The organism is Achromobacter sp. NCFB-sbj8-Ac1-l (assembly GCF_052695805.1).
This window is the reverse complement of sequence record NZ_CP199812.1, coordinates 4,722,712-4,746,017: the sequence shown is the minus strand read 5'-3', so window position 1 is coordinate 4,746,017 and position 23,306 is coordinate 4,722,712. Positions and strand designations below refer to the sequence as shown.

The window sequence follows — 23,306 nt, the reverse complement described above, 5'->3', positions numbered from 1 at the left end:
GAGCCGCCTGCAGGCGGCCGCTTATCGCCGCCCCGCGCGGCCCCGTGCCATGACTACCGCTGCAACCCCCCTGGCCTCCGATGCCGCCGTCCGCCGGCGCGACTGGCAGATCATCCTGCTGATCGGCGTGGCCCACGCCTCGTCCCACTTCTTCCAGCTGGTCCTGCCGTCCCTGTACGTGTCGCTGGGCAATGAATTCGGCCTGGACTTCGCCCGCCTGGGGCTGCTGGTGTCGACCTTCTATGTGGTGTCCGGCATCGGCCAGGCCTCGTCCGGCTTCGTGGTGGACCGTATCGGCGCGCGCCCGGTGCTGTGGTTCGGGCTGGCGTGCTTTGTGCTGTCGGGCCTGTTGATCGGGTCGGCCACCGGCTACCCCATGCTGATGACGGCGGCGGTGGTGGGCGGCATCGGCAATTCGGTGTTCCACCCGGCCGACTATTCCCTCATCAACCACCGCGTCACGGCGCCGCGCCTGGGGCACGCCTTTTCGACCCACGGCCTGACGGGCAACCTGGGCTGGGCGCTCACGCCCGTGTTCATGACCACCATTACGCTGCTGGCCAACTGGCGCGTGGCGGCCTACAGCGCCGCCAGCCTGGTGGCGGTGGTGCTGCTGATGACGGTGGTGTGGCGCGGCTTGCTGGGCGGAGCCGAACCGGCGGCGCAGCCCGACGGCCAGGATGCCAAGGCCGTGCGCGCCGCGCCCAAGCCGCAGGAAGGCGTGCTGACCACGCTGGCCACGCTGCTGGCCAAGCCGGCCTTGTGGGGCGCCTTCCTGTTCTTTGCCTGCACGTCGATCGCCTTGTCATCGGTGCAGAACTACACCATTCCGCTGCTGGGCCAGCTGTACGACCTGTCCAAGGTCGCGGCCAGCTCGGCGCTGTCGGGTTACATGGTGGCCTCGGCGGTGGGCATGGCGGCCGGGGGCTTCCTGGTGTCGGCCAACCCGAGGACCGAGCGCACCGTGATGGTGGCGCTGATCCTGGCGGGCCTGACGCTAGTGGTGCTGGCCCTGGGCCTGGTGCCGGCGGTGCTGGCGGCCCCGGTGGTGGCCTTGGCCGGCTTCTGCTCGGGCGTGGCCGCGCCGTCGCGCGACATGCTGATCCGCAAGGTCACGCCCAAGGGGTCCACCGGGTCGGTCTACGGCCTGGTGTATTCGGGCATGGACGTGGGCTCGGCCCTGGGGCCGCTGGCCTTCGGCCTGCTGCTGGATGCGGGGTTGCGCCAGGGGCCGTGGATCGGCGCCGGCGTGGCCTTTACCGCGGCTGCCTTGCTGGCGCAGTGGATTGCGGTGCAGGCGCGCCGGGCGGATCCCGCCGCCTCGCCTGCCGCGGCGCGTTCCTGACGCGTCCTGGCCTTCGTTGCCGCCAGCACAACGCCGCCCTCGGGCGGCGTTGTGTATTTTGGCCGTACGGTTCAGGCGCGCCGGGTCGGCGCGGCCAGGCCTGCCGGATGTCAGGCGCCCGCTTCGATGTGCGCGGCGATGGCGCGGCCGATGTCTTCGGTGCGGGCCTGGCCGCCCAGATCGGGCGTGCGCGGGCCGTCCTTCAGGCAGTGTTCGATGGCGGCCAGGATGGCGTCGTGGGCATCCTGGCTGCCCAGGAACTGCAGCATCAGCGCACCCGACCAGATCATGGCGATGGGGTTGGCGATGCCCTTGCCGTAGATGTCGGGGGCGGAACCGTGCACGGGTTCGAACAGCGACGGGAACTTGCGTTCCGGGTTCAGGTTGGCCGACGGCGCGATGCCGATGGTGCCGGTGCAGGCCGGGCCCAGGTCCGACAGGATGTCGCCGAACAGGTTGGACGCCACCACCACGTCAAAGCGCTGCGGCTGCAGCACGAAGCGCGCGGCCAGGATGTCGATGTGCTGCTTGTCGGTCTTGACGTCGGGGTAGTGCTGGCCCATGGCGTCGGCGCGTTCGTCCCACCAGGGCATGCTGATGGCGATGCCGTTGCTTTTGGTGGCCACCGTGAGCTGCTTGCGTTCGCGGCGGTTGGCCAGCTCGAAGGCGTAGCGCATGACGCGGTCGGTGCCGTGGCGCGTGAAGACCGATTCCTGGATGACGACTTCGCGGTCGGTGCCTTCGAACAGGCGCCCGCCCAGGTTGGTGTATTCGCCTTCGGTGTTCTCGCGCACGATGAAAAAGTCGATGTCACCGGCGCGCCGGCCGGCCAGCGGGCAGGCCACGCCGTCGAACAGCCGCACGTGGCGCAGGTTGATGTACTGGTCGAATTCGCGGCGGAACTTGAGCAGCGAGCCCCACAGCGACACGTGGTCGGGCACCGTGGCCGGCCAGCCCACCGCGCCGAAGAAGATGGCGTCGTAGCCTTGCAACTGCGCCTTCCAGTCGGGCGGCATCATGTCGCCATGCTGGGCGTAGTACGCGCAGTTGGCCCAGGGAAAGGTATCGATCTGCAGGGCCAGGCCGAAACGGCGGGCGGCGGCCTCTACGGCGCGCAGGCCTTCGGGCAGGACTTCATTGCCGATGCCGTCGCCGGCGATGGCTGCGATTTTGTAGACGTGGGACATGGATGGGAAACCTGGAAATGAGGGGGAAGGAAGCCCGGTCGCCGCCCCGACAGGCGGGCCACAACGGGAACCCCACCATGGTAGGCGTCTGCACAATCCATCTACAATGGGCTGTTCTGTGAAATGACTCTGCACGAATCATGAATAATGACCTGCTGCCCGCCGATCTGCGCGTGTTCAACGCGGTGGTGCGTGCGTCCAGCTTTTCCAAGGCCGCCGAAGACCTGGGCATGTCGCCCGCCTACGTCACCAAGCGCATCCGCCTGCTGGAAGCCAGCCTGGGCACGCCGCTGTTTCACCGCACCACGCGGCGCGTGGTGGTGAGCGAAGCGGGCGAGCGCGTCTACCACTGGGCCCAGCGCATCCTGGACGACGTGGACCACCTGGTGGAAGAAGTCGGCACCACGCGGCGCGAGCCGCGCGGCCTGCTGCGGGTGTGCAGCAGCTTCGGCTTCGGGCGGCGGGTGGTGGCGCCGGCGCTGTCGGCGTTCGTGTCGCGCCACCCCGCGGTGCAGGTGCGCTTCGAGGTATTCGACCGGCTGGTCGACGTGGCCGCCGAAGGCTACGACCTGGACGTGCGGGTGGGCGACGACATCGCGCCGCACGTCATCGCCCGCAAGCTGGCCACCAATCACCGCCTGCTGTGCGCCGCGCCGTCGTACCTGGCCGAGCGCGGCGAACCGCGCAAGCTGGCCGACCTGGCGGCGCACGATTGCCTGGTCATCAAGGAACGCGACCATCCCTTCGGCGTCTGGCGCATGCGCCGCGGCGACCAGGAACACACCGTCAAGGTGCGCGGCCCGCTGTCGGCCAACAATGGCGAGATGGTGGTGCAGTGGGCCGTGGACGGCCGCGGCATCATCCTGCGGTCAGCCTGGGACGTGGGCCCGCTGATCGCGGCAGGCAAGCTCGTGCCCGTGCTGCCGCAATACCGCCAGGAAGCGAACATCTGGGCGGTGTACCCGTCGCGCGTGAACGCGTCGGCCAAGGTGCGGGTGTGCGTGGATTTCCTGGAGGATCATCTGCGCAGGCAGCCGCTGATGGACTGAGCCGGGGCCCCGCACGGCATACGCTGATCGGGCGGCGGCCAGCCGCTGATGCCGTATCCGGCGCGGCCACGCCCGGCGCGAGCCGTTCGGGACGTCAATGGCTGCGCGGCGCTTACTGCCGGACGGTGCGCACGTCCGGCGGAGGCCCCGCTTCGAAGTTGCTGCGCCACGGGTTGATGTCCAGCCCGCCGCGCCGCGTGTAGCGGGCGTAGACCGTCAACTGCTCGGGCGCGCAGGCGCGCATGATGTCGGTGAAGATGCGCTCGACGCAATGCTCGTGGAATTCGGCGTGCTGGCGAAACGAGATGACGTAGCGCAGCAGCGATTCGCGATCGATCGGCGCGCCGCGGTAGCGGACCTGCACGCTGGCCCAGTCGGGCTGGCCGGTCACCGGGCAGTTGGACTTGAGCAGGCGCGAGCACAGGGTTTCGTCGACGGGATCGCCCGGACGGGTGCGCAGCAGTTCGGGCGCCGGCTCGTAGGTGTCGATCTCGATATCGAGCTTATCTATATAGATGCCGTCCAGTTCGCCCATGCGCAGCTCGGAAAAGCGCTGCGGCAGGATGAAGTCCAGCCCCACCGGGGCGCCGGCCGCGGCGCTGAGGTCGCGTTCGAGCCGGCCGCGCAATGCGGCGGAATTGACCAGGCGGGTCTGGTTGAACGAGTTCAGGTACAGCTTGAACGACTTGGATTCAATGATGTTGGGGCTGTCCGCCGGCACCGAGACCGTCGCCATGGCGACGCGCGGCTTGCCCTTGGCGTCGAGCCACGACAGTTCGTAGGCGTTCCACAGGTCTACGCCCGTAAAGGGCAGCGTGCCGGCGGCCAGGTCCAGCGCCTGGCGGTTGTGGGCGCGGGCGATGGGAAACAGCAGCGAGGGATCGTATTGCGAGGCGTAGGCCACGCTCTGGCCCAGCGGGCCGTGAGACAGCGTCATGGAAAGGGTCGTCGAAATGCTTGGGGATGACCGCATTGTAGGCGGTCGGCAAAGGCTTGTTTTTCACATCATGAAACGCCGATCTCGGTATGTGAAAGTTCGTGCTGCGGCGCATCGCAGCGTCATTTCACAGATGACAATGTCGTTCCGCAATGCGAAATGAAGTTCATAACTTGTTGATTTTATTCAATAACATTTTTCATCTTATATAAGAGGCACACCCACATTGCTCCGCAGCAGAGGCATAGACTTTGTCCAACGATTCACGCAATGCAAACCAGAGTTTTTTTGTCTTTTCAGCCATAGACCAAGGAGCATGACCATGAGCCACCGCGAAACCGAAATCCGCAATCTGCAGAAAGACTGGGCCGAGAACAGCCGTTGGCAAGGCATCAAGCGCGACTACAGCGCCGAGGATGTCATCCGCCTGCGCGGCTCGATCAGCGTCGAGCACACCCTGGCCCGCCGCGGCGCGACCCGTCTGTGGGAACAACTGCATAGCGAGCCTTTCGTGAATTCGCTGGGCGCCCTGACCGGCAACCAGGCCATGCAACAGGTCAAGGCCGGCCTGAAGGCCATCTACCTGTCAGGCTGGCAAGTGGCCGGCGACGCCAACCTAGCCGGCGAGATGTACCCCGATCAGTCGCTGTACCCCGCCAACTCGGTGCCGCAGGTCGTGCGCCGCATCAACAACTCGCTGACCCGCTGCGACCAGATCCAGTGGATGGAAGGCAAGAACCCGGGCGACGAGGGCTACATCGATTTCTTCGCGCCCATCGTGGCCGATGCCGAAGCCGGCTTCGGCGGCGTGCTGAACGCCTTTGAACTGATGAAGGCCATGATCGAAGCCGGCGCGTCGGGCGTGCACTTCGAAGACCAGTTGGCCTCGGTGAAGAAGTGCGGCCACATGGGCGGCAAGGTGCTGGTGCCCACCCGCGAGGCCGTGGCCAAGCTGGTGTCCGCCCGCCTGGCGGCCGACGTGATGGGTACGCCCACCGTGCTGCTGGCCCGCACCGACGCCGACGCGGCCGATCTGGTGACCAGCGACGTCGATGAAAACGACCGTCCGTTCATCACCGGCGAGCGCACCGTGGAAGGCTTCTTCCGCACCAAGGCCGGCATCGACCAGGCGATCTCGCGTGGCCTGGCCTATGCGCCGTATGCCGACCTGATCTGGTGCGAAACGTCCACGCCGAACCTGGAATACGCCCGCAAGTTCGCGGACGCCATCCATAAGCAATTCCCTGGCAAGCTGCTGGCGTACAACTGCTCGCCGTCGTTCAACTGGAAGAAGAACCTGGACGACGCCACCATCGCCAAGTTCCAGCGCGAGCTGGGCGCCATGGGCTACAAGTTCCAGTTCATCACGCTGGCCGGCTTCCACGCGCTGAACTACGGCATGTTCGAACTGGCCCACGGCTACGCCCGCCGCCAGATGAGCGCCTTCGTCGAATTGCAGCAAAAGGAATTCGCCGCCGCCGACCTGGGCTTCACCGCCGTGAAGCACCAGCGCGAAGTGGGCACCGGTTACTTCGACGCCGTCACGCAGACGATCGAAGGCGGCCAGTCGTCGACCACCGCGCTGACCGGTTCGACGGAAGAAGCCCAGTTCGACCACGGCAAGGTGCAGAAGGTCGCCTGAGCCTGACGGGATCAAGTTTGCAGTTGCAGTTGTAGTGCTGTTGTAGGGTGGATTCAGGGTGCCTTCGGGCACCCTTTTTTTTCGGCCAGATAGGCGCCAGGGGGCTGGCCCAGCGCCCGGCGAAAGGCGGACGTGAAGGCGCTGGGGCTGGCGTAGCCCAGGTCCAGCGCGATGCGGGTTACCGGCAGGCCCTGGCTCAGGCGTTCGATCGCGGCCAGCAGGCAGGCCTGCTGGCGCCAGGCGGCGAAGCTCGCGCCCGTCTGCGCGCGGAACAGGCGGGTGAATGCGCGTCGGCTCATGCCGGCTTGCCCGGCGACGGTGTCCAGGCTGATTGCGATGGACGGTTCGGCGAACAGTTGCCGGCAGGCGCGCGCCAGGCGTGGGTCGGCGGGCAGCGGTGCGCTCAGCGGCAGCGGCGCCATGGCGGCGATTTCCTCGGCCAGCAGGGCCATGAGCTTGCCGGCGCGACCGTCCAGGTCGTACAGCGCGGGCAGGTCGATGGCGGCGTCCAGCAATTGGCGCAACAGGGGCGACACGCCCAGCACGCAGCAATGCGCGGGCAGCCCCAAGGCCTGCGCCGCCGTATCGGCCAGGAAGGTGTTCAGCATGGTCACCGGGCCGCCCATGGTCATTTCGTGGGTGATGCCGGCGGGCACCCAGCAGGCGCGCTGCGGCGGCACCAGCCAGCGGCCGTGGGGCGTGGCGACGCTGATCGCGCCACGCGCGGCAAAGGCGAACTGGCCGCGCCGGTGGGCGTGCACGGGAAACGTCAGTCCGGCCGGGTAGTCGCAGGCGGTCACGACCACGTCTCGGGGGATGTCCTCGTAGGGATCGACCAGGGTGTTGCGCATGGCCCGGATTCTACAGCGATGGGCCTGGTATCGAAGGCGGGCCGAACGGGGGCGGCCTACGATGCCCAGGTCTTTGAAACCCACGGCTGCCCGTCAGGGGGCCGCGACCTCTGCTTGTGGAGTGTGAATGTCCAATACCTTTCACCGCGTGGGGCAAGGCCCCCATCCCGTCATCGTGCTGCATGGCTGGTTTGGCGACGCGCACGCATTCGAACCGATCGAGCCCTGGCTGTCGGCCACCGCCTTCAGCTATGTGTTCATGGACTACCGCGGCTATGGCGGCATGCGCGATGTCCCGGGCTCGTACCGCATCGACGAGATCGCCGCAGATACCCTGGCGCTGGCGGACGCGCTGGGGTTTGATCGATTCAGCCTGGTAGGGCATTCGATGGGCGGCATGGCCATCGAGCGGGTCGCGACGCTGGCGCCGCGGCGGGTGCGTGCGTTGGTGCCGGTGGCGCCAGTGCCTTGTGGTGGCGTGGCGATGGCGCCGGCCACGCGGGCATTGCTGGAGGGGGCGGCCGACGACCTTGCCAAGCGTCGTGCCATCATCGACCGCAGCACCGGCGGGCGTCTGCCGGCGGCGTGGGTACAGTGGAAGGCGGCGTATTCCGCCGAGCACTCGTCAGCCCAGGCGTTTGCCGCCTATCTGCCGGCCTGGGCCGATACCGATTTCAGCGACGTGGTCGATGGGCGCCATCCGGTGTTGGCGCTGGTGGGCGAACACGATCCGGTGTTCAACGCGGCGCTGATGGCGGCGACCTATGGACAGCGCTATCCGGGGGCAGCGGTTCAGGTGCTGCAGAATGCGGGGCACTATCCGATGAATGAAACGCCGCTGGCCCTGGTGGCGGCCATCGAGCGTTTTTTGCATGAGGTGGCGGCGGATTGATGCGCGCGGGGCGGGTTTGCGCCGGGGCTGCCCCGCGGCGCGGACAGGCTGCGGGCGATGCTACGGGCGGGCGCCTTCCAGCAGCGCCTGCACCAGGCGGTTGTCCTGGTCCGTCTGCCGACACACGAACGAGATCTGCCGATAGGGCGCGTCCTTGCCCAGCGGCAGCACGCGCACGGGATGCACGTCCAGCAGGTTGGGGCCGGGCTCGGGCAGGATGCTTACGCCCAGGCCTTCGGACACCAGCGCGGTCAGCGCGGCCAGCGATGGCAGGTCGATGCGGCAGCGGGCGTGCGGTGCATGCTGCGCAACATAGCGGGCCGCCAGGCGGCCGCCGATGGTGGTCTTGTCAAAGCGGATCCATTCGTAGCGTTCGAACAGATCGGCCAGCGATTTCTCGCGCGACTGCGGCGGAGCGATCAGCACGAGGCGTTCCCGAAACAGCGGCGTCCACGCCAGCCGCCGGGACCCGCCGGTTTCCGGCTGCGTGATGATCGCCGCGTCGATTTCGCCGGTCTTGAGCCTTTCGACCAGCTCGGTCGCGCGGCCGCGCACCAGCCGCACGTCCAGTTGCGGATAGCGCTCGCGCAGCACCCGCAGCAGCGGCGGCAGCAGGGTCACCTGCAAGGGCTCGATGGTGCCCAGCCGTACCCGGCCTTCGACCTGCGGCGTACTGCGCCGGCGCAGCTCGTCCAGCCGCGACAGGGCGTCTTGCAGCACCGCGTCGACTTCCGCGGCGAAGGCATTGGGGCGGGCCTGCAACGCCGACCGGTCGAACAGGGGCTGGCCGAAGTATTCCTCGATCTGCTTCATCTGCAGGCTGACGGCGCTGGGCGACAGGTTCATGTCGGCCGCGCCGGCCGCGAAGCTGCCGCCGCGCAACACGGCATTGAGCGTGCGGAACGATTCGATCTTCATGAGGAATCCTCACGTAGTGTTTTAAGAATCCTCGCTTTATATCACCAGGCGACAGGCCTAGCATGGCGTCGACCATAACAACACGGCGGGCACATGTCTGCCTGACCGTGGACACGGAGACATGCCATGAAGAAGATCCTGGGCGGCCTGGCGGCCGCTTGTCTGGCCGGGCTGATGGCCGCGGGCGCCTCGGCCGCAGCGCCCACCTTGCCCGCCACCGTCACGATGGTGGTGCCGTTCCCGCCGGGCGGCAGCAATGATGTGTTTGCACGGGTACTGGCCGAAAAGCTGGGCGCCCGCGTGGGCGCCACCGTCATCGTCGAGAACCGCCCCGGCGCGGGGGGCGCCATCGGCGCCGAATACGTGGCGCGTGCCGCCAAGGACGGTTCGGTGCTGATGCTGTCCTCGTCGACGCTGACGACCAATGCGGCGGTGCAGACCAATCTGAAGTACGACGTGGCGCGCAGCTTCGCGCCGGTGGCGATGCTGGCGCGCAGCCCGATGGCGCTGGTGGTGGGGCAGGACTCGCCCTACCGGTCGGTGGCGGATCTGCTGGCGGCGGGTCGCAAGGAACCCGGCAAGCTGACCTATGGCAGCGCGGGGCTGGGCTCGGTCAACCAGATGGCCAGCGAGATCCTGGCGGGCGGCGAGAAGACGAGCTTTACGCATGTGCCCTACAAGGGCATGTCGCACGCATTGAACGACCTGGCCGGTGGCCGGGTGGACTTCGTGATCGGCAGCTTTGCGTCGACCGCGTCGCTGCTCAAGGGCGGCAAGCTGCGCGTGCTGGCCGTGACCTCGCCGACGCGTTCGCCGTTCTATCCCGACCTGCCCACCATCGCCGAAGGCCAGCCCGGCTACGCCGTCGAATTGTGGTGGGGCGTGCTGGCGCCCGCGGGCACGCCGGCCCCGCTGGTCGAACATTTGAACGCCGAGATCCGCGGCATCGTCAACGATCCGAAGATGCGTGCCATGTTCGCCGAGGAAAGCGCGGTGCCGGCCGAATTGACCGTGGCGCAGTTCGCCGACCTGGTGCAGGCCGACGCGGCCCGCTGGAAGCGGGTGGCCGCCGACCGCAACATCTCCATCCAATGATCCGCAACCCCCGCCGCTGTTGAGAGTGCCCGAATGAGAAGCAAACTGTTTGTACCGGGATCGCGTCCCGAGCTCTTCGCCAAGGCCCTGGCCGGCCCGGCCGATGCGCTGTCGTTCGACCTGGAAGACGCCGTGGCCGCCGAACGCAAGGGCGAGGCGCGCGGCCATCTGGCCGCGCTGCTGGAATCGGCGGCCGCCGTGGCCAGCGCCAAGACGCTGATCGTGCGCGTCAACGCGCTGGATTCCGCGCATTTCCAGGCCGACGTGCAGGCCGTGGTGCGTCCCGCGCTGCGCCTGGTGAACCTGCCCAAGGCCGAATCCGTGACGCAGGTGCGGGCCGCGGCCGATGCGATCGAACGGGCGCGCCTGGCCAATGGCGTGGCCCGGCCGGTGGGGTTGCTGCTCAACGTCGAATCGCCGCGCGCCTTGCGCGATGCCGCCGCGCTGGCCGCTGCGCATCCGTCGGTGGCGGGCCTGCAATTGGGGCTGGGCGACCTGTTCGAGCCGGCCGGCATCGACCGCCGCGAGCCGGCGGCGGTACAGCAGGCCATGTTCGCGCTGCGGCTGGCGGCGGCCGAGGCGGGCGTGTTCGCCTACGATTCGGCGTTTGCCAATATCGCGGACGAGGCGGGCTTTCGGGCCGAGGCCGAATTGGCGCGCCGCCTGGGCTTCCTGGGCAAAAGCTGCATCCATCCGCGCCAGGTGCCGCTGGCCAACGCCGTATTCCGGCCCACGGATGCCGAGATCGCCCACGCGCGGCGAGTGGTGCAGGCGGCCGGGCAGGCCGAGGCACAAGGCGTGGCCGCCTTCGTGGTGGATGGTCGCATGATCGATGGCCCTTTCCTGCGCCGCGCCGAAACGGTGGTGCGCCTGGCCGACACGCTGGAGGCGCGATGACCCGAGCCACGACGCCGCGATCCTCCATCGGGCCGCTCGCGGGGGTGCGCGTGCTGGACCTGAGCGCCTATATTGCCGGTCCCTACGGCTGCGCGCTGCTGGCCGACCAGGGAGCCGACGTGATCAAGATCGAGCCACCCTCAGGCGACAACCTGCGCAAGTATCCCTCGACGCTGGAGGCCGAAAGCCGCGCCTTCCTGGGCGTGAACCGCGGCAAGCGCGGGCTGGTGCTGGACCTGAAGCAGGACGCGGCGCGGGACGTGCTGCGTACGCTGGTGACGGGCGCCGACGTGCTGGTGCACAACTTCCGCCCCAGCGTGCCGGCGCGCCTGGGCATCGCCTACGAGCAACTGGCCGAGATCAATCCGCGGCTGATCTACTGTGCGGTGACCGGCTATGGCGAAAGCGGCCCGCTCAAGGACAAGGCGGGCTACGACCAGGTGCTGCAGACCATGACGGGCATGTGCGCCTTGCAGGGCCGCGCCGACGGGCCGCCGGAAGTGCTGTACGGGTCGGTGGTGGACTACTACGCGTCGTCCATGGTCGCGGCGGGCGTGGCGTCGGCGTTGTTTGAACGCGAGCGCAGCGGCCGCGGCCAGTTCGTGGGCGTGTCGCTGCTGCGCAGCGCGCTGGCCTTGCAATCGGCGCGGCTGGTGTGGGCCGAAGGCGAGCCGCGCGAGATCGGGCGCGACATGCGGTCGGGAGGCATTACCGGCATCCATCCCACGCGTGACGGCTATCTGTATATCTCCGCCAACACGCCGCATTTCTGGCAGGCGCTGTGCGCCAAGACCGGTTTGCAGGCACTGGCGGCCGATGCCCGCTACGACTCGGTGCGCAAGCGTGCGCAGTACCGCGACGAGATCGTGCCGCGGTTGCACGAGGCCCTGCAGGCGCACACTGCCCTGGAGTGGGAAGCGTTGTTCGGCGAAGAGGTGCCCTGCGCCGCGGCCCGCGGCGTCGAAGACATGTTCGATTTCCCGCAGGTGCAGGCCGAGGGCATGATCTCGACCTTTGCGCATCCGGTGGTGGGCAGCTACCGGGGTTTTGCCCAGGCCATCAAGTATGGCCGCAGCGCACCGTCCACCCCGTGCGCGGCGCCTGCCTTCGGCCAGCATAGCGACGAGGTGCTGGCCGAAGCCGGCATCGATGCGGCGCAGGCGGCGAGGTTGCGCGCCAGCGGGGCGCTGGGGTAGGCGCGTTCGGGGCCGGCGGGTTCTTGCGGCCTGTTGGCGCGGCGTTGCCGCTTCACGGCGGGCGGCGTGCCCGGCCGCCGGCGTGGCCGCTAGGCGGCGCCATCCAACGTCGCCAGGCACTCGTCCAGCGGCGGAATCAGGCGCGCCAGCGCTTGCACGGCGGCGGCGTCCACGCGGTCCAGCGGCGGAATTTCCGCCAGCACGCGTACGTTGCCGAACCGTTCGATGGCTTCGCGGTTGCCGGCCGACAGCGGCCCGCTCATCACCACGCCCAGCACCGGGATGGCGCGGCGGCGCAGCGCTTCCAGGCTGAGCAGGGTGTGGTTGATGGTGCCCAGGCCGCTACGCGCGGCCAGCACCACCGGCAGGCCCAGGCGCGCGATCAGGTCGATCATCATATGGCTGTCGTCGATCGGCACGTACAGGCCGCCGGCGCCTTCGATGATGAGCGGGGCGTCGGTGCGGGGCGGCACGATGGCGGTGGCATCGATCTCGGCGTTTTCCAGCGGCGCGGCGGCCCAGGGCGACAGCGGCGCCTGCAAGACGTAGGCGGGCAGGTGCTGGCGTTCGGGCGGCAGTTGCGCCAGGCGTGCGACGGTGTCGGTGTCGCCGGGTTCCTCGGCCACGCCGGTCTGCACCGGCTTCCAGTAGTCGGCATTCCAGGCGCGCGCCAGGATGGCCGACACCAGGGTCTTGCCGATGCCGGTGTCGGTGCCGGTCACGAATACGCCTTTGAGGTCGGACTTATGAGGGTTTTTCCACATGCCGTAGGCCAGGTGATAGGTCACCGTGGCTCCTTGTTGGTTGAACTGCGCCAGCACCCGCCGCAGCGCGGCGGCCCCCAGCGGCGCTCGTCCGGGCGCCGGCGTGGTGGCGCCGATGCCCTTGAGCGCCTGCAGGAAATGCAGGCCGTCAGGATGTTGTTGTATCAGCCGTTCGCTGTGTACGCCACCGGCCAGATTGCCGCTGGCCGGACGGATGGCGTGGGGGGCCGGATACTGCGGCGTCGCCGCCGCCAGGCCGATGGCGTGGTGGGCCGCCCGCCATTCGGCGAAGGTGTCCGCGGCCAGTGTCGCCATGGCCAGGTGGCCGCCGGGCGCCAGCAGCGCGGCCAGCCGGCCCAGCCCGGCGTTCAGGTCCGTGAACCATTGCACCGCCAGGCTGGAGCAGATCAGGTCATAGCCGCCCGGCAGGCTATCGGGATGCTCGCCATCCAGCACCTGGTAGCGGGCGCGGCCGGGCAGGGCGGGGCCTTGCCGGGCGCGGGCCAGCATGGCGGGCGAGATGTCGGTGATGGTCCAGTCCGCCGGGCCCAGCCGCGCGGCCAGCGCCTGCGTCAAGAGGCCCGTGCCGCAGCCGATTTCCAGAATGCGCGGATGGGGCGGCAGCGGCAGCCGCAGGATGTCATCGGCCAGCCGTTCGGCCGTGATGCGCTGGGCGGGCGCGTGGGCGTCGTAGCGGTCGGCGGCGGCGCCGAATCGGTCGCCGATGCGGGTGTTGCGCGAATCCGGGCTCATGCGGCGGGCGCCAGGCGGGCCAGGAAGGCGCGGATCTGCGCGGCGCACCAGTCGGTGTCGGTGACGGGCAGCAGGTGGCCACCGCCTTCGCGCCAAACCACGCCGTCGCCGAAGGTGGCCTGCGTCATCGGGGCGGGCACGATGGGGTCGGCGTCGCCCGCAAGCGCCAGGCAGGGCACGGGCAGGGCGGCCAATGCCGCGCGCTGGTCGTCATCGCGCAGCGCCCGCAGGTCGCGCGCCAGCACATCGATATTGGGCAAACCGAACGCACCGGTAGCGCCGCAGCGCTGGCGAAAATCGCGCAGCACCGCATCGGGCTGCGCCGCCAGCCGGGCCAGCATGCGATCAAGCATGCGCGGCGGCACGCCCGGGGCGAAATCCGGGGCGGCGGCAAAGCGCGCGAAACCGTTGATGGACACCAGGCCGATGCCATTCGGGAGCCTCTCGCGCAGCAGCCGCAGCACGCCCAGGGAATGGCCGATGGCGATCACCGGGCCGTCGGGGCAGGGCGTGCGCGCGGGGCCGAAGTAACCGGCGTCGAAGGTGGCTTGAGGCAAGTCGAGCAGCGCGGCAGCCAGCGGCGCCCAGAAATCGGCGTCAAAGGCCCAGCCGTGCACGAACAGCAGGGTCGGGGCTTGCAAAGGCGTGTTCCGCATCAGGCAAGCGCGGCGGCCAGGCCGGCGATCAGGCGGTCGATATCGGCGTCGCGGTGCGCGGCGCTCAGGGCAATGCGCAGCCGGCTGGTGCCGGCGGGCACGGTGGGCGGGCGGATCGCCACGGCCAGCAGGCCGCGCTGTTCCAGGTTGGCGGCCAGCGCCATTGCGCGGGCGGCGTCGCCCACCATGGCGGGCACGATCTGGGTGGACGAGTCGGCGGTATCCAGGCCCTGTTCGCGCAAGGCGGCGCGCAGGCGGTCGCCCGAGGCCGCCAGGCGGGCGCGTTCGGCGTCCAGCGTGGGTACCAGGTCCAGCGCGGCGTCCATGGCGCCCAGCACGGCCGGCGGCAGCGCCGTGGTGTAGATAAAGCCTGAACACGCATTGACCAGGTAGTCGCACAGCGCGCGCGAGCCGGCGACATAGGCGCCAAAGCCGCCCAGCGCCTTGCTGAACGTGCCCATCGCCAGGTCGATGCGGCCGGGCGCCAGCCCTGCCAGGCCCATGCCGCGCGGGCCCAGCACGCCGGTGGCGTGGGCCTCGTCCAGATACACAAAGGCGTTGTAGCGGTCGGCCAGCGCGGCCAGGCGGGCCACGTCGGTGCGGTCGCCGTCCATGCTGAAGACGCTTTCGGTGACGATGAAGCGGACGGCGGGCGCTGCTTCGGCCCCTGCCCGGGCGGCCAGCAGCGTTTCCAGGTGGTCCAGGTCGTTGTGGCGAAAGCGGATCTGCTTGACCCCCGCCGCCTGGCAGCCGTGGTGCAGGCTGGCGTGGTTGAGCTTGTCGGCGTAGACCTGCACATCGCCCTGGCCTTGCGCCGCCCGCAGCAGGGCGGGCAGCACGGCGGCGTTGGCCTGCCAGCCCGATGCCAGCAGCAGCGCGGCTTCCGTCCCCTTCAAGCGCGCCAGCTTGGCCTCGACCTGTTCGTGCAGGTCCAGGTTGCCGCAGACCAGACGCGACGCCTGGGCGCTGGCGCCGTGACGGGCTGCCCATTCGCGCGAACGGTCAATCAGCAGCGGATGCTTGGACAGGCCCAGGTAGTCGTTGCTGGAGAAGTTCAGCGCGGGCGCGCCGCCCATCTCGATGCGTCCGGCCGGGGCCGCGGTGGCGGTGCGCAGCCGGCGGCGCACATGGCGCGATTCGGCCAGCGCCAATTCGGAAGAAAACAGGGGGTCCAGCTTAGACATGACGATTTCCCGCAGCGGCCGGCGCCGCAGGGAAGGGCCGGGCCAGGCCGTAGAATGCGAGCCATTGTAGTGGAGGTGAAACATGCAGACCCCCGACTGGGTGGCCCAGGGCCAGCCCCATATCTGGCTGCCCTATGCCCAGATGAAAACGGCCACGCCGCCCCTGCCGGTGGTGCGCAGCCGCGGCAGCCGGCTGGAACTGGCCGACGGCCGCGAGCTGATCGACGGCGTGGCGTCCTGGTGGACCGCCTGCCACGGTTACAACCACCCGCACATCGCCCAGGCGGTGCGGGCCCAGCTGGACGCCATGCCGCACGTCATGTTCGGGGGGCTGACCCACGAACCCGCCCTGACCCTGGCGCGGCGCCTGGCCGGCCTGCTCGGCCCGGGGCTGGACCGCGTGTTCTATACGGATTCCGGCTCGGTGGCGGTGGAAGTCGCCATGAAAATGGCCGTGCAGTTCTGGCTGAACCAGGGCGAACGCGGCCGCAGCCGCTTCCTGGCGTTTCGTGGCGGCTACCACGGCGATACCTTCGGCACCATGGCGGTGTGCGACCCGGACGAGGGCATGCACAGCCTGTTTCGCGGCATGCTGGCCGAACACGACATCGTCGACCTGCCGCGCACCGACGCGGCCATGGCCGAGCTGGACGCCTTCCTGGAAACGCGCGGGCCGCAGCTGGCCGGCATGCTGGTCGAGCCGCTGGTGCAAGGGGCCGGCGGCATGCTGCTGCACGACCCCGACGTGCTGCGGCGCCTGCGCACCCTGGCCGACCGCCATGGCCTGCTGCTGATCTTCGACGAGATCTTCACCGGCTTTGGCCGCACCGGCACGATGTTCGCCTTCGAGCAGGCCGGGATCAAACCCGACATCATCACGCTGTCCAAGGCGCTGACCGGCGGCACCCTGCCGCTGGCCGCCACCGTGGCCAGCCAGCGGGTGTTCGACGGTTTCTGGTCCGACGACCCCTCGCACGCCCTGATGCACGGCCCCACCTTCATGGGCAATGCGCTGGCCTGCGCCGCCGCCAACGCCTCGCTGGACCTGTTCGAGACCGAACCCCGGCTGGCCCAGGCCCAGGCGATCTCGGCCGCGCTGGCGACGGGCCTGGCGCCCTGCCGCGAACTGGATTGGGTGCGCGACGTACGCGTGCTGGGCGCCATCGGCGTGGTCGAGCTGGACGGCATCCAGGACCGCGAGGCCCTCAAACGGCGCCTGGTCGAGGCGGGCGTGTGGGTGCGCCCGTTCGGCAACGTGGTCTACCTGACCCCGGCCTTGACCATCGACGGGCAGGACCTGGACACCCTGATGCGGGCGGTGGTGACGGTGCTGCGGGCGCGGCGGCCTTGAAGGCTTGATCCACATCAAGGCGCATGGCGCGCGGGCGGCCTACCATCGGCGCATGCGAGCAAAATCCATCTTCGCCGTGCCGGCGACCTTGTCTGCCGACGAACGCCAGCAGCGCCGCCATGCGCTGGTGCGCCTGTCGCTGGCCTGGCTGGCGATGATGCAGGTGATGATGTTCGCCTGGCCCGGCTACCTGCGCCACGAAGGCATCCCCAAGGATGCGCTGGACACGCTGGACTGGGCCATCGTGCTGATGAACTGGGCCAGCCTGGCCCTGACCGTACCGGTGGTGCTGTATTCGGCCTGGCCGATCTGGCGCCACGCCGGCGCCAACCTGCGTCAGGGGCGCGCCGGCATGGACGTGCCGGTGGCCCTGGGCATCGTCGCCGCCTTCATTCCCAGCGTCCACGCCACCTGTACCGGGCGCGGCGAAGTCTATTTCGATTCAGTCACCATGTTCGTCGCCTTCCTGCTGACGGCGCGTTACCTGGAACTGTGCGCCCGCCAGTCGTTCGGCGGCGCCGCGGGCGGCCTGCGCCATGCGCGGGTCGAAGCGCAGCGGCTGGCGCTGGGCGCCGGCGCCGACCGCCTGGCCTCGCGCTTCGTCTTGGCCCAGGTGGCGCTGGCGCTGGGCGCGGGCGCGGTCTGGGCCTACATCGACCCGGCCCACAGCGTGCCGGTGATGGTGGCATTGCTGGTGATGAGCTGTCCCTGCGCCATGTCGATGGCGGTGCCGACCGCCATGGCCTCGGCACATGCCGCGCTGGCGGCCGACCCGGCCATGTCCGACGCCGCACTGGATGCGCTGCTGGAACGCGCCCGCCGCAAGGCGCGCCAGAACCTGCATGGCTCGCTGGCCTGGCACCTGCTGATGACGCCGCTGGCGCTGGTGGGGTGGGTCACGCCCTGGCTGGCCGCGATCACCATGCTGGTGTCGTCGCTGGCGGTGGCCTATAACTCGTGGCGGCTGACGCGCCATCACGGTCTGGCCGGCGAAGCCGCCGGCGGCGCGCTGGAAGCCGCGCCATGACCATTCTCTATCTGCTCCTGCCACTGTCGCTGCTGTTCGTGTTCGCCATCGGCGTATTCCTGTGGTGGGCCGTGTTCAACGGCCAGTACGACGACACCGACAGCGCCGGCGCCGCCATCCTGCGCGACGACGACAGCGGGCCGGCCGCGCGCGGCTGACGCGGTCTGTCGCATTCCCGCCGCGAGTTCCCCCGCGCCCTTTGCCCGGCTTGACGCATATCAACACCCGTTTGCGCGCCTCCCCCCATCATTGAAACCTGGAGCTATTTGTTTCTTTTAGGGGAAGGGTGATGAACGATTGCGCCGCAATCGCAAGCAAGGCCGATACCTTCAACTACAGGGTCGTGAGGCAATTCGCGCTCATGACGGTGGTCTGGGGCATTGTCGGCATGGCTGTGGGCGTTTTTCTCGCCGCGCAGCTGATTTGGCCTCAGTTGAATTTCGACACCGCCTGGCTGAGCTACGGCCGCCTGCGCCCGTTGCACACCAACGCGGTGATCTTCGCCTTCGGCGGCAGCGCGCTGTTCGCGACCTCGTACTACGTCGTGCAGCGCACCTGTCAGACCCGCCTGTTCTGCGACCGGCTGGCCGCGTTCACCTTCTGGGGATGGCAGGTCGTGATCGTGGCTGCCGCCATCACCCTGCCGATGGGCTTTACCAGCAGCAAGGAATACGCCGAACTGGAATGGCCGATCGACATCCTGATCACGCTGGTCTGGGTCGCCTACGCCATCGTGTTCTTCGGCACCATCATCAAGCGCCGGTCCAAGCACATCTACGTGGCCAACTGGTTCTTCGGCTCGTACATCCTCACCATCGCCATCCTGCACATCTTCAACAACATCGAGATGCCGGTGACGCTGTGGAAGTCGTACTCCGCCTACTCGGGCGTGCAGGACGCGATGGTGCAATGGTGGTACGGCCACAACGCCGTGGGCTTTTTCCTGACCACCAGCTTCCTGGGCATGATGTATTACTTCGTGCCCAAGCAGGCCGGCCGTCCGATCTATTCGTACCGCCTGTCCATCGTCCACTTCTGGGCGCTGGCCTTCACGTACATGTGGGCGGGCCCGCACCACCTGCTGTACACCTCGCTGCCTGACTGGACCCAGTCGCTGGGCATGACGTTCTCGCTGATCCTGCTGGCGCCGTCGTGGGGCGGCATGATCAACGGCATCATGACGCTGCAGGGCGCCTGGTACAAGCTGCGCACCGATCCGATCCTGAAGTTCATGGTGACCGCGCTGTCGTTCTACGGCATGGCCACGTTCGAAGGCTCGATGATGTCGATCCGCACCGTGAACGCGCTGTCGCACTACACGGACTGGACCATCGGCCACGTGCACTCCGGCGCGCTGGGCTGGGTCGCGATGATCTCGTTCGGCTCGCTGTATTACCTGATTCCGCGCCTGTACGGCCGCGAAAAGATGTACAGCGTCAAGGCCATCGAACTGCACTTCTGGATCGCCACCATCGGCGTGGTGCTGTACATCGCCGCGATGTGGATCGCCGGGGTGCAGCAGGGCCTGATGTGGCGCGACACGGCCGCCGACGGCACGCTGGTCTACAGCTTCGTCGAAGAACTCAAGACGCGCGTGCCCTACTACCTGATCCGCTTGCTGGGCGGGGCGCTGTTCCTGTCGGGTGTCCTGGTCATGGCCTGGAACGTCTGGAAGACCGTCAGCGGTGCGCAGGCGGTGAACCCCGCGATTCCGCAAGACGATCCCCACGCCACCCGCGCACCGGCCATCGCCGTCGCCGCGCCGGCCACCGTTTGACGAGGACATCATGGCCAACAAGCAACAAGGCTTCTTTTCTCACCAGACGCTCGAGAAGAACATCGGCTGGATGATCATCGCCAGCATCCTGGTGGTGTCCTTCGCGGGCCTGGTCCAGATCGTGCCGCTGTTCTTCCAGCACAGCACGACGCAGCCGGTGGCGGGGGTCGAACCCTACAGCCCGCTGCGCCTGATGGGTCGCGACGTCTACATCCGTGAAGGCTGTGTCGGCTGCCACTCGCAGCAGGTGCGCCTGCTGGCCGCCGAAGTGCAGCGCTACGGCTCGTATTCGCTGGCCTCCGAATCGGTGTTCGACCATCCCTTCCTGTGGGGCTCCAAGCGCACGGGTCCCGACCTGGCGCGCGTGGGCGAGCGGTATTCCGACGATTGGCATCGCATCCACCTGCGCGATCCGCGCAAGGTGGTGCCCGAGTCCAACATGCCGGCCTACCCGTGGCTGCAAAAGACCGTGATCACCGGCCAGAACGTGGACCAGCGCATGCGCGCCCTGCGCGCCCTGGGCGTGCCGTACACGGACGAAGACATCGCCGCCGCACCCAAGGCCATCGAAGGCAAGACCGAAGAGGACGCGCTGGTGGCCTACCTGCAAGGGATGGGCGTGGGCGTGCGCAAGGCTCAGCAAGCCAGGAAGGCGGAAGAGGCCAGGAAGGCTGCAGAAGCCAAAAAGGCCGCGGAGCCCGCCGCGCCGTCGGCCGTGCCAGCTGCCACGCCGCCCGCCGCAGCACCCGCCGCCGCGGCCGTGCAACCGGCCGCCACGGGAGGCTGACCATGGCATTCCTCAGCGCAATCGTCACCGCCATTTCGATGGCGACCTTTATCGGCATCGTCTGGTGGGCCTGCTCGCGCGGCCGCCAGCGTGCCAACAGCGAATCGGCCCTGCTGCCGTTCGCGCTGCCCGATGAATTCGGGCCGGCACAACAAGATGGAGCGGATCGGTCATGAGCGATTTCGTCAATGGCTTCTGGGGGTATTTCATCTCGATCGTCGCGGTGGGCGGCGTGGTCTGGTGCCTGTGGCTGCTGTACACGCAGCGCCGCTGGCTCAGCGCCAAGCCGGCCAATGGCCAGGTCGAAGACACCGGCCACGTCTGGGACGGTGACCTGACCGAGCTGAACAACCCCGTGCCCGGTTGGTGGACCTGGATGTACCTGCTGGCCTGCGTGTTTGCACTGGGCTACCTGTTCTTCATGCCCGGCCTGGGCGAATACAAGGGCCAGCTGGGCTACAGCAGCGCCGACGAAGTGGCGCGCCAGCAGGCCAAGATGGCCGAAGCGGTGCGCCCCATCTACGCGCGTTTCGACACCATGACGGTGCCGCAGATCGCCGCCGACCCCGGTGCCCGTGAAATCGGCCAGCGCCTGTTCCTGAACACCTGCGCGCAATGCCATGGCTCGGACGCCAAGGGCGGCCCCAGCTTTCCCAACCTGACCGACGGCGACTGGCTGCACGGGGGTTCGCCCGAAGCCATCACGCAGACCATCACCAACGGCCGCATCGGCATGATGCCGCCCTGGAAGGCCGCCATCGACGCCAAGACCGCCGGCGACATCGCGCAATACGTGCGTTCGCTGTCGGGCCTGACCGCCGACCCCGTGCGCGTGTTCCGCGGCAAGCGCGAGTTCGCCAATTACTGCGTCGCCTGTCACGGCGTCGACGGCAAGGGCAACCAGGCCTTGGGCGCACCCAACCTGACCGACGACGTGTGGCTGTACGGCAGCTCGGAAGCCACCATCGTCAAGACGATCCTGGATGGCCGCGACAACCGCATGCCGGCTCATGGCGACATCCTCAGCCCCGAGCAGATCAAGATCCTGACGGCCTGGGTCTGGGGCTTGTCCAACAAGCCGGATGGCGCGCAGCCGCCGGCGCAGCAACAGGCCTCGGCCGCCAAGCCGGCCAATTAGTCAGACGGCGCATAGGTGGGGGCGCGGCAAGCCGGCAGCCCCCATATCAGATGGACTTACCGCACGGAGCAGCACATGGATGATGGGTCAACCGCAAGCGTCAGCAGTTCGCCTGGCGGCGACCCGCCACCCTGGCGGCCGCACACGCGCCCGCCGCGGCCCGGCCAGGAAACGCTGGAGCAGACGCTGGCCGGCGTGCGCAGCAAGATCTATCCGCGTTCGGTCAGCGGCATCTTTGCGCGCTGGCGTATCGCTTTCGTCTTCATCACCCAGCTGATTTTCTACGGCCTGCCCTGGCTGCAATGGAACGGCCGCCAGGCCGTGCTGTTCGACCTGGGCGCGCGCAAGTTCTACCTGTTCGGGCTGGTGCTGTGGCCGCAGGACGTGGTGTACCTGGCCGTGCTGCTGGTCATCTCGGCGCTGGCGCTGTTCCTGTTCACCGCCGTGGCCGGGCGGCTGTTCTGCGGCTACGCCTGTCCGCAGACGGTCTACACCGAAATCTTCATGTGGATCGAGCGCAAGGTCGAAGGCGACCGCATTGCGCGCATCCGGCTGGACGAATCGCCCTGGTCCTGGCGCAAGGCGCGCATCAAGATCACCAAGCATGCGCTGTGGATCGCGCTGGCCTGGTGGACGGGGTCGACCTTCATCGGCTATTTTGCGCCGATCCGCGAGCTGGGCCACGAGCTGTTCACGCTGCAGCTGGGCCCGTGGCAATGGTTCTGGATGCTGTTCTACGGTTTTGCCACCTGGGGCAACGCGGGCTTCATGCGCGAGTCGGTGTGCAAGTACATGTGTCCCTATGCGCGCTTTCAAAGCGTGATGGTGGACCCCGACACGTTCGTGGTGACCTACGACAAGCGCCGCGGCGATCCGCGCGGCGGCCGCTCGCGCAAGATCGACCACAAGGCGGCGGGGCTGGGCGATTGCGTCGATTGCAGCCTGTGCGTGCAGGTGTGCCCGACGGGCATCGACATCCGTGAAGGCCTGCAATACATGTGCATCGGCTGCGGCGCCTGTATCGACGCCTGCGAGCAGGTCATGGACAAGATGCAGTACCCGTCCGGGCTGATCCGCTATACGTCGGAACGGGCCATGCTGGACGGACTGTCGGCGCAAAGCGCGCGCTCGCACCTGCTGCGACCGCGGGTGCTGATCTACGGCACGCTGATCCTGGGGCTGGCGGTGGCGTTCGTGGTGTCGCTGGCGCTGCGCAATCCGCTGCGCGTCGATGTGATTCGCGACCGGGGCGCGCTGGGCCGCGAGGTAGCGGGCGGCATGATCGAAAACGTGTATCGGCTGCAGATCATCAACACGTCGGATTCGCCGATGCGGCTGCGCCTGTCGGCCGAAGGCATGCCCGGGCTGGCGGTGCTGGCCGGGCAGGGCGGGTCGGACGTGGTGGAGGTCGAGGCGGCGGCGAACAAGCTGGTGCCGATGGTGATCCGCGCGCCGGCGGGGGCCGAGCCCGGGGCGCATGCCATCACGTTGCGGGCGCGCGCCCAGGATCAAGACAACCGGTCGATCGAGACTGACGAAGCCGCAAGCTTTTACGTACCGGATTGAATGCCGGACCTGCTGGACCCTGTTCCCGATTGAATTTCGACAAGGATGCCCACGATGAATACTGCCCATGTTGCCGCGCCGTTGACGGTCAAGCCCTGGTACCGGGAACCCTGGCCCTGGTTCCTGATGGCGGGGCCCTTCCTGGCGGTGGTGGGGTGTGCGATCACGATCTATTTCGCCTATACGCAGTTCGGCAATCAGCCGATCGTGGAAGGGGTGGTCAAGCGAGGGCTGGTGATCGAGCCGGCCGATCCGGCCGCGACGCCCGCGGCGCGTTGATGAATTCGGGAGGCA

At 68.4% G+C, this 23,306-nt stretch carries 23 protein-coding genes; 16 read left to right on the top strand and 7 right to left on the bottom strand.

Going from position 1 to position 23,306, the window contains the following annotated elements; all coding sequences use genetic code 11:
- Nucleotides 1-49 precede the first annotated feature (49 nt).
- On the top strand, nucleotides 50-1,345 hold the full coding sequence (locus ACUDP5_RS21730; RefSeq protein ID WP_263912334.1) for an MFS transporter: 1,296 nt from the start codon (nucleotides 50-52) through the stop codon (nucleotides 1,343-1,345).
- 110 nt (nucleotides 1,346-1,455) lie between these two features.
- Here ACUDP5_RS21730 and ACUDP5_RS21725 read toward each other — a convergent pair whose 3' ends face one another.
- Nucleotides 1,456-2,532 carry a tartrate dehydrogenase gene (locus ACUDP5_RS21725; RefSeq protein ID WP_263912332.1) on the bottom strand — a complete coding sequence of 359 codons (1,077 nt, stop codon included), beginning with the start codon at nucleotides 2,530-2,532 and terminating at the stop codon, nucleotides 1,456-1,458.
- A 140-nt stretch (nucleotides 2,533-2,672) separates the two neighbouring features.
- On the opposite strand from ACUDP5_RS21725, the gene ACUDP5_RS21720 reads away from it, so the two are divergent.
- The gene (locus ACUDP5_RS21720; RefSeq protein WP_263912331.1) at nucleotides 2,673-3,581 is read left to right on the top strand and encodes a LysR substrate-binding domain-containing protein; all 909 of its coding nucleotides are present in this window, start codon (nucleotides 2,673-2,675) and stop codon (nucleotides 3,579-3,581) included.
- 112 nt (nucleotides 3,582-3,693) lie between these two features.
- On the opposite strand, the gene queF is transcribed toward ACUDP5_RS21720, so the two are convergent.
- Entirely contained in the window at nucleotides 3,694-4,518 is an 825-nt protein-coding gene (gene queF / locus ACUDP5_RS21715) for an NADPH-dependent 7-cyano-7-deazaguanine reductase QueF (RefSeq protein WP_445657175.1), read from the bottom strand.
- 322 nt (nucleotides 4,519-4,840) lie between these two features.
- Here queF and aceA point away from each other — a divergent pair, with 322 nt between their 5' ends.
- Nucleotides 4,841-6,160 carry an isocitrate lyase gene (aceA, locus tag ACUDP5_RS21710; RefSeq protein ID WP_263912327.1) on the top strand — a complete coding sequence of 440 codons (1,320 nt, stop codon included), beginning with the start codon at nucleotides 4,841-4,843 and terminating at the stop codon, nucleotides 6,158-6,160.
- A 53-nt stretch (nucleotides 6,161-6,213) separates the two neighbouring features.
- On the opposite strand, the gene ACUDP5_RS21705 is transcribed toward aceA, so the two are convergent.
- The gene (locus tag ACUDP5_RS21705; protein WP_445657174.1) at nucleotides 6,214-7,011 is read right to left on the bottom strand and encodes an AraC family transcriptional regulator; all 798 of its coding nucleotides are present in this window, start codon (nucleotides 7,009-7,011) and stop codon (nucleotides 6,214-6,216) included.
- A gap of 127 nt (nucleotides 7,012-7,138) precedes the next feature.
- On the opposite strand from ACUDP5_RS21705, the gene ACUDP5_RS21700 reads away from it, so the two are divergent.
- Nucleotides 7,139-7,903, top strand: a complete 765-nt coding sequence (locus ACUDP5_RS21700) for an alpha/beta fold hydrolase (RefSeq protein ID WP_445657173.1) — start codon at nucleotides 7,139-7,141, stop codon at nucleotides 7,901-7,903.
- A 60-nt stretch (nucleotides 7,904-7,963) separates the two neighbouring features.
- On the opposite strand, the gene ACUDP5_RS21695 is transcribed toward ACUDP5_RS21700, so the two are convergent.
- Nucleotides 7,964-8,821, bottom strand: a complete 858-nt coding sequence (locus tag ACUDP5_RS21695; RefSeq protein WP_263912323.1) for a LysR family transcriptional regulator — start codon at nucleotides 8,819-8,821, stop codon at nucleotides 7,964-7,966.
- A gap of 126 nt (nucleotides 8,822-8,947) precedes the next feature.
- On the opposite strand from ACUDP5_RS21695, the gene ACUDP5_RS21690 reads away from it, so the two are divergent.
- The 3 genes from ACUDP5_RS21690 to ACUDP5_RS21680 are packed head-to-tail and all read left to right on the top strand — an operon-like array spanning nucleotide 8,948 to nucleotide 12,009.
- The gene (locus ACUDP5_RS21690) at nucleotides 8,948-9,916 is read left to right on the top strand and encodes a tripartite tricarboxylate transporter substrate binding protein (protein ID WP_445657172.1); all 969 of its coding nucleotides are present in this window, start codon (nucleotides 8,948-8,950) and stop codon (nucleotides 9,914-9,916) included.
- Between the two features lie 33 nt (nucleotides 9,917-9,949).
- Entirely contained in the window at nucleotides 9,950-10,813 is an 864-nt protein-coding gene (locus ACUDP5_RS21685) for an HpcH/HpaI aldolase/citrate lyase family protein (protein ID WP_263912320.1), read from the top strand.
- A complete protein-coding gene (locus tag ACUDP5_RS21680) occupies nucleotides 10,810-12,009 on the top strand; it encodes a CaiB/BaiF CoA transferase family protein (protein ID WP_445657171.1) in 1,200 nt (399 codons plus the stop codon). The genes ACUDP5_RS21685 and ACUDP5_RS21680 overlap by 4 nt, the downstream gene beginning before the upstream one ends.
- Nucleotides 12,010-12,098: 89 nt before the next feature.
- On the opposite strand, the gene bioD is transcribed toward ACUDP5_RS21680, so the two are convergent.
- Genes bioD through bioF form a run of 3 tightly spaced genes read right to left on the bottom strand, consistent with a single transcriptional unit; the run spans nucleotide 12,099 to nucleotide 15,366 of the window.
- Nucleotides 12,099-13,526, bottom strand: coding sequence for a dethiobiotin synthase (bioD, locus tag ACUDP5_RS21675; RefSeq protein ID WP_445657170.1), 1,428 nt, complete (start codon nucleotides 13,524-13,526; stop codon nucleotides 12,099-12,101).
- On the bottom strand, nucleotides 13,523-14,182 hold the full coding sequence (locus ACUDP5_RS21670; RefSeq protein WP_445657169.1) for an alpha/beta fold hydrolase: 660 nt from the start codon (nucleotides 14,180-14,182) through the stop codon (nucleotides 13,523-13,525). The genes bioD and ACUDP5_RS21670 overlap by 4 nt, the downstream gene beginning before the upstream one ends.
- A complete protein-coding gene (gene bioF / locus ACUDP5_RS21665) occupies nucleotides 14,182-15,366 on the bottom strand; it encodes an 8-amino-7-oxononanoate synthase (RefSeq protein ID WP_445657168.1) in 1,185 nt (394 codons plus the stop codon). The genes ACUDP5_RS21670 and bioF overlap by 1 nt, the downstream gene beginning before the upstream one ends.
- 82 nt (nucleotides 15,367-15,448) lie before the next feature.
- Here bioF and ACUDP5_RS21660 point away from each other — a divergent pair, with 82 nt between their 5' ends.
- From ACUDP5_RS21660 to ACUDP5_RS21620, 9 genes are all read left to right on the top strand, one after another.
- Nucleotides 15,449-16,717 (top strand): adenosylmethionine--8-amino-7-oxononanoate transaminase, encoded by a 1,269-nt coding sequence (locus ACUDP5_RS21660; protein WP_445657167.1) that lies wholly within the window; start codon nucleotides 15,449-15,451, stop codon nucleotides 16,715-16,717.
- A gap of 52 nt (nucleotides 16,718-16,769) precedes the next feature.
- Nucleotides 16,770-17,744: a P-type ATPase gene (locus ACUDP5_RS21655; protein WP_445657166.1), complete on the top strand. Its 975-nt coding sequence runs from the start codon at nucleotides 16,770-16,772 to the stop codon at nucleotides 17,742-17,744.
- Nucleotides 17,741-17,902 (top strand): cbb3-type cytochrome oxidase assembly protein CcoS, encoded by a 162-nt coding sequence (ccoS, locus tag ACUDP5_RS21650; protein WP_025137824.1) that lies wholly within the window; start codon nucleotides 17,741-17,743, stop codon nucleotides 17,900-17,902. Before ACUDP5_RS21655 ends, ccoS begins: the two co-directional genes overlap by 4 nt.
- A gap of 131 nt (nucleotides 17,903-18,033) precedes the next feature.
- Nucleotides 18,034-19,521 (top strand): cytochrome-c oxidase, cbb3-type subunit I, encoded by a 1,488-nt coding sequence (gene ccoN / locus ACUDP5_RS21645; protein ID WP_263912310.1) that lies wholly within the window; start codon nucleotides 18,034-18,036, stop codon nucleotides 19,519-19,521.
- 10 nt (nucleotides 19,522-19,531) lie between these two features.
- Nucleotides 19,532-20,308 (top strand): cytochrome-c oxidase, cbb3-type subunit II, encoded by a 777-nt coding sequence (ccoO, locus tag ACUDP5_RS21640; protein ID WP_263912309.1) that lies wholly within the window; start codon nucleotides 19,532-19,534, stop codon nucleotides 20,306-20,308.
- A 2-nt stretch (nucleotides 20,309-20,310) separates the two neighbouring features.
- Nucleotides 20,311-20,484, top strand: a complete 174-nt coding sequence (locus tag ACUDP5_RS21635; RefSeq protein ID WP_199167331.1) for a cbb3-type cytochrome oxidase subunit 3 — start codon at nucleotides 20,311-20,313, stop codon at nucleotides 20,482-20,484.
- The gene (gene ccoP, locus ACUDP5_RS21630; protein WP_445657165.1) at nucleotides 20,481-21,446 is read left to right on the top strand and encodes a cytochrome-c oxidase, cbb3-type subunit III; all 966 of its coding nucleotides are present in this window, start codon (nucleotides 20,481-20,483) and stop codon (nucleotides 21,444-21,446) included. The genes ACUDP5_RS21635 and ccoP overlap by 4 nt, the downstream gene beginning before the upstream one ends.
- A 75-nt stretch (nucleotides 21,447-21,521) precedes the next feature.
- A complete protein-coding gene (gene ccoG / locus ACUDP5_RS21625; RefSeq protein WP_263912305.1) occupies nucleotides 21,522-23,012 on the top strand; it encodes a cytochrome c oxidase accessory protein CcoG in 1,491 nt (496 codons plus the stop codon).
- A 54-nt stretch (nucleotides 23,013-23,066) separates the two neighbouring features.
- Entirely contained in the window at nucleotides 23,067-23,291 is a 225-nt protein-coding gene (locus tag ACUDP5_RS21620) for a FixH family protein (RefSeq protein WP_263912304.1), read from the top strand.
- Nucleotides 23,292-23,306: the final 15 nt, after the last annotated feature.

Bases quoted from the DNA above. Each gene is read 5' to 3' on its own strand.
- ACUDP5_RS21730 (WP_263912334.1), top strand. From the start codon at position 50: ATGACTACCGCTGCAACCCCCCTGGCCTCCGATGCCGCCGTCCGCCGG.
- ACUDP5_RS21725 (WP_263912332.1), bottom strand. From the start codon at position 2,532: ATGTCCCACGTCTACAAAATCGCAGCCATCGCCGGCGACGGCATCGGC.
- ACUDP5_RS21720 (WP_263912331.1), top strand. From the start codon at position 2,673: ATGAATAATGACCTGCTGCCCGCCGATCTGCGCGTGTTCAACGCGGTG.
- queF (WP_445657175.1), bottom strand. From the start codon at position 4,518: ATGACGCTGTCTCACGGCCCGCTGGGCCAGAGCGTGGCCTACGCCTCG.
- aceA (WP_263912327.1), top strand. From the start codon at position 4,841: ATGAGCCACCGCGAAACCGAAATCCGCAATCTGCAGAAAGACTGGGCC.
- ACUDP5_RS21705 (WP_445657174.1), bottom strand. From the start codon at position 7,011: ATGCGCAACACCCTGGTCGATCCCTACGAGGACATCCCCCGAGACGTG.
- ACUDP5_RS21700 (WP_445657173.1), top strand. From the start codon at position 7,139: ATGTCCAATACCTTTCACCGCGTGGGGCAAGGCCCCCATCCCGTCATC.
- ACUDP5_RS21695 (WP_263912323.1), bottom strand. From the start codon at position 8,821: ATGAAGATCGAATCGTTCCGCACGCTCAATGCCGTGTTGCGCGGCGGC.
- ACUDP5_RS21690 (WP_445657172.1), top strand. From the start codon at position 8,948: ATGAAGAAGATCCTGGGCGGCCTGGCGGCCGCTTGTCTGGCCGGGCTG.
- ACUDP5_RS21685 (WP_263912320.1), top strand. From the start codon at position 9,950: ATGAGAAGCAAACTGTTTGTACCGGGATCGCGTCCCGAGCTCTTCGCC.
- ACUDP5_RS21680 (WP_445657171.1), top strand. From the start codon at position 10,810: ATGACCCGAGCCACGACGCCGCGATCCTCCATCGGGCCGCTCGCGGGG.
- bioD (WP_445657170.1), bottom strand. From the start codon at position 13,526: ATGAGCCCGGATTCGCGCAACACCCGCATCGGCGACCGATTCGGCGCC.
- ACUDP5_RS21670 (WP_445657169.1), bottom strand. From the start codon at position 14,182: ATGCGGAACACGCCTTTGCAAGCCCCGACCCTGCTGTTCGTGCACGGC.
- bioF (WP_445657168.1), bottom strand. From the start codon at position 15,366: ATGTCTAAGCTGGACCCCCTGTTTTCTTCCGAATTGGCGCTGGCCGAA.
- ACUDP5_RS21660 (WP_445657167.1), top strand. From the start codon at position 15,449: ATGCAGACCCCCGACTGGGTGGCCCAGGGCCAGCCCCATATCTGGCTG.
- ACUDP5_RS21655 (WP_445657166.1), top strand. From the start codon at position 16,770: ATGCGAGCAAAATCCATCTTCGCCGTGCCGGCGACCTTGTCTGCCGAC.
- ccoS (WP_025137824.1), top strand. From the start codon at position 17,741: ATGACCATTCTCTATCTGCTCCTGCCACTGTCGCTGCTGTTCGTGTTC.
- ccoN (WP_263912310.1), top strand. From the start codon at position 18,034: ATGAACGATTGCGCCGCAATCGCAAGCAAGGCCGATACCTTCAACTAC.
- ccoO (WP_263912309.1), top strand. From the start codon at position 19,532: ATGGCCAACAAGCAACAAGGCTTCTTTTCTCACCAGACGCTCGAGAAG.
- ACUDP5_RS21635 (WP_199167331.1), top strand. From the start codon at position 20,311: ATGGCATTCCTCAGCGCAATCGTCACCGCCATTTCGATGGCGACCTTT.
- ccoP (WP_445657165.1), top strand. From the start codon at position 20,481: ATGAGCGATTTCGTCAATGGCTTCTGGGGGTATTTCATCTCGATCGTC.
- ccoG (WP_263912305.1), top strand. From the start codon at position 21,522: ATGGATGATGGGTCAACCGCAAGCGTCAGCAGTTCGCCTGGCGGCGAC.
- ACUDP5_RS21620 (WP_263912304.1), top strand. From the start codon at position 23,067: ATGAATACTGCCCATGTTGCCGCGCCGTTGACGGTCAAGCCCTGGTAC.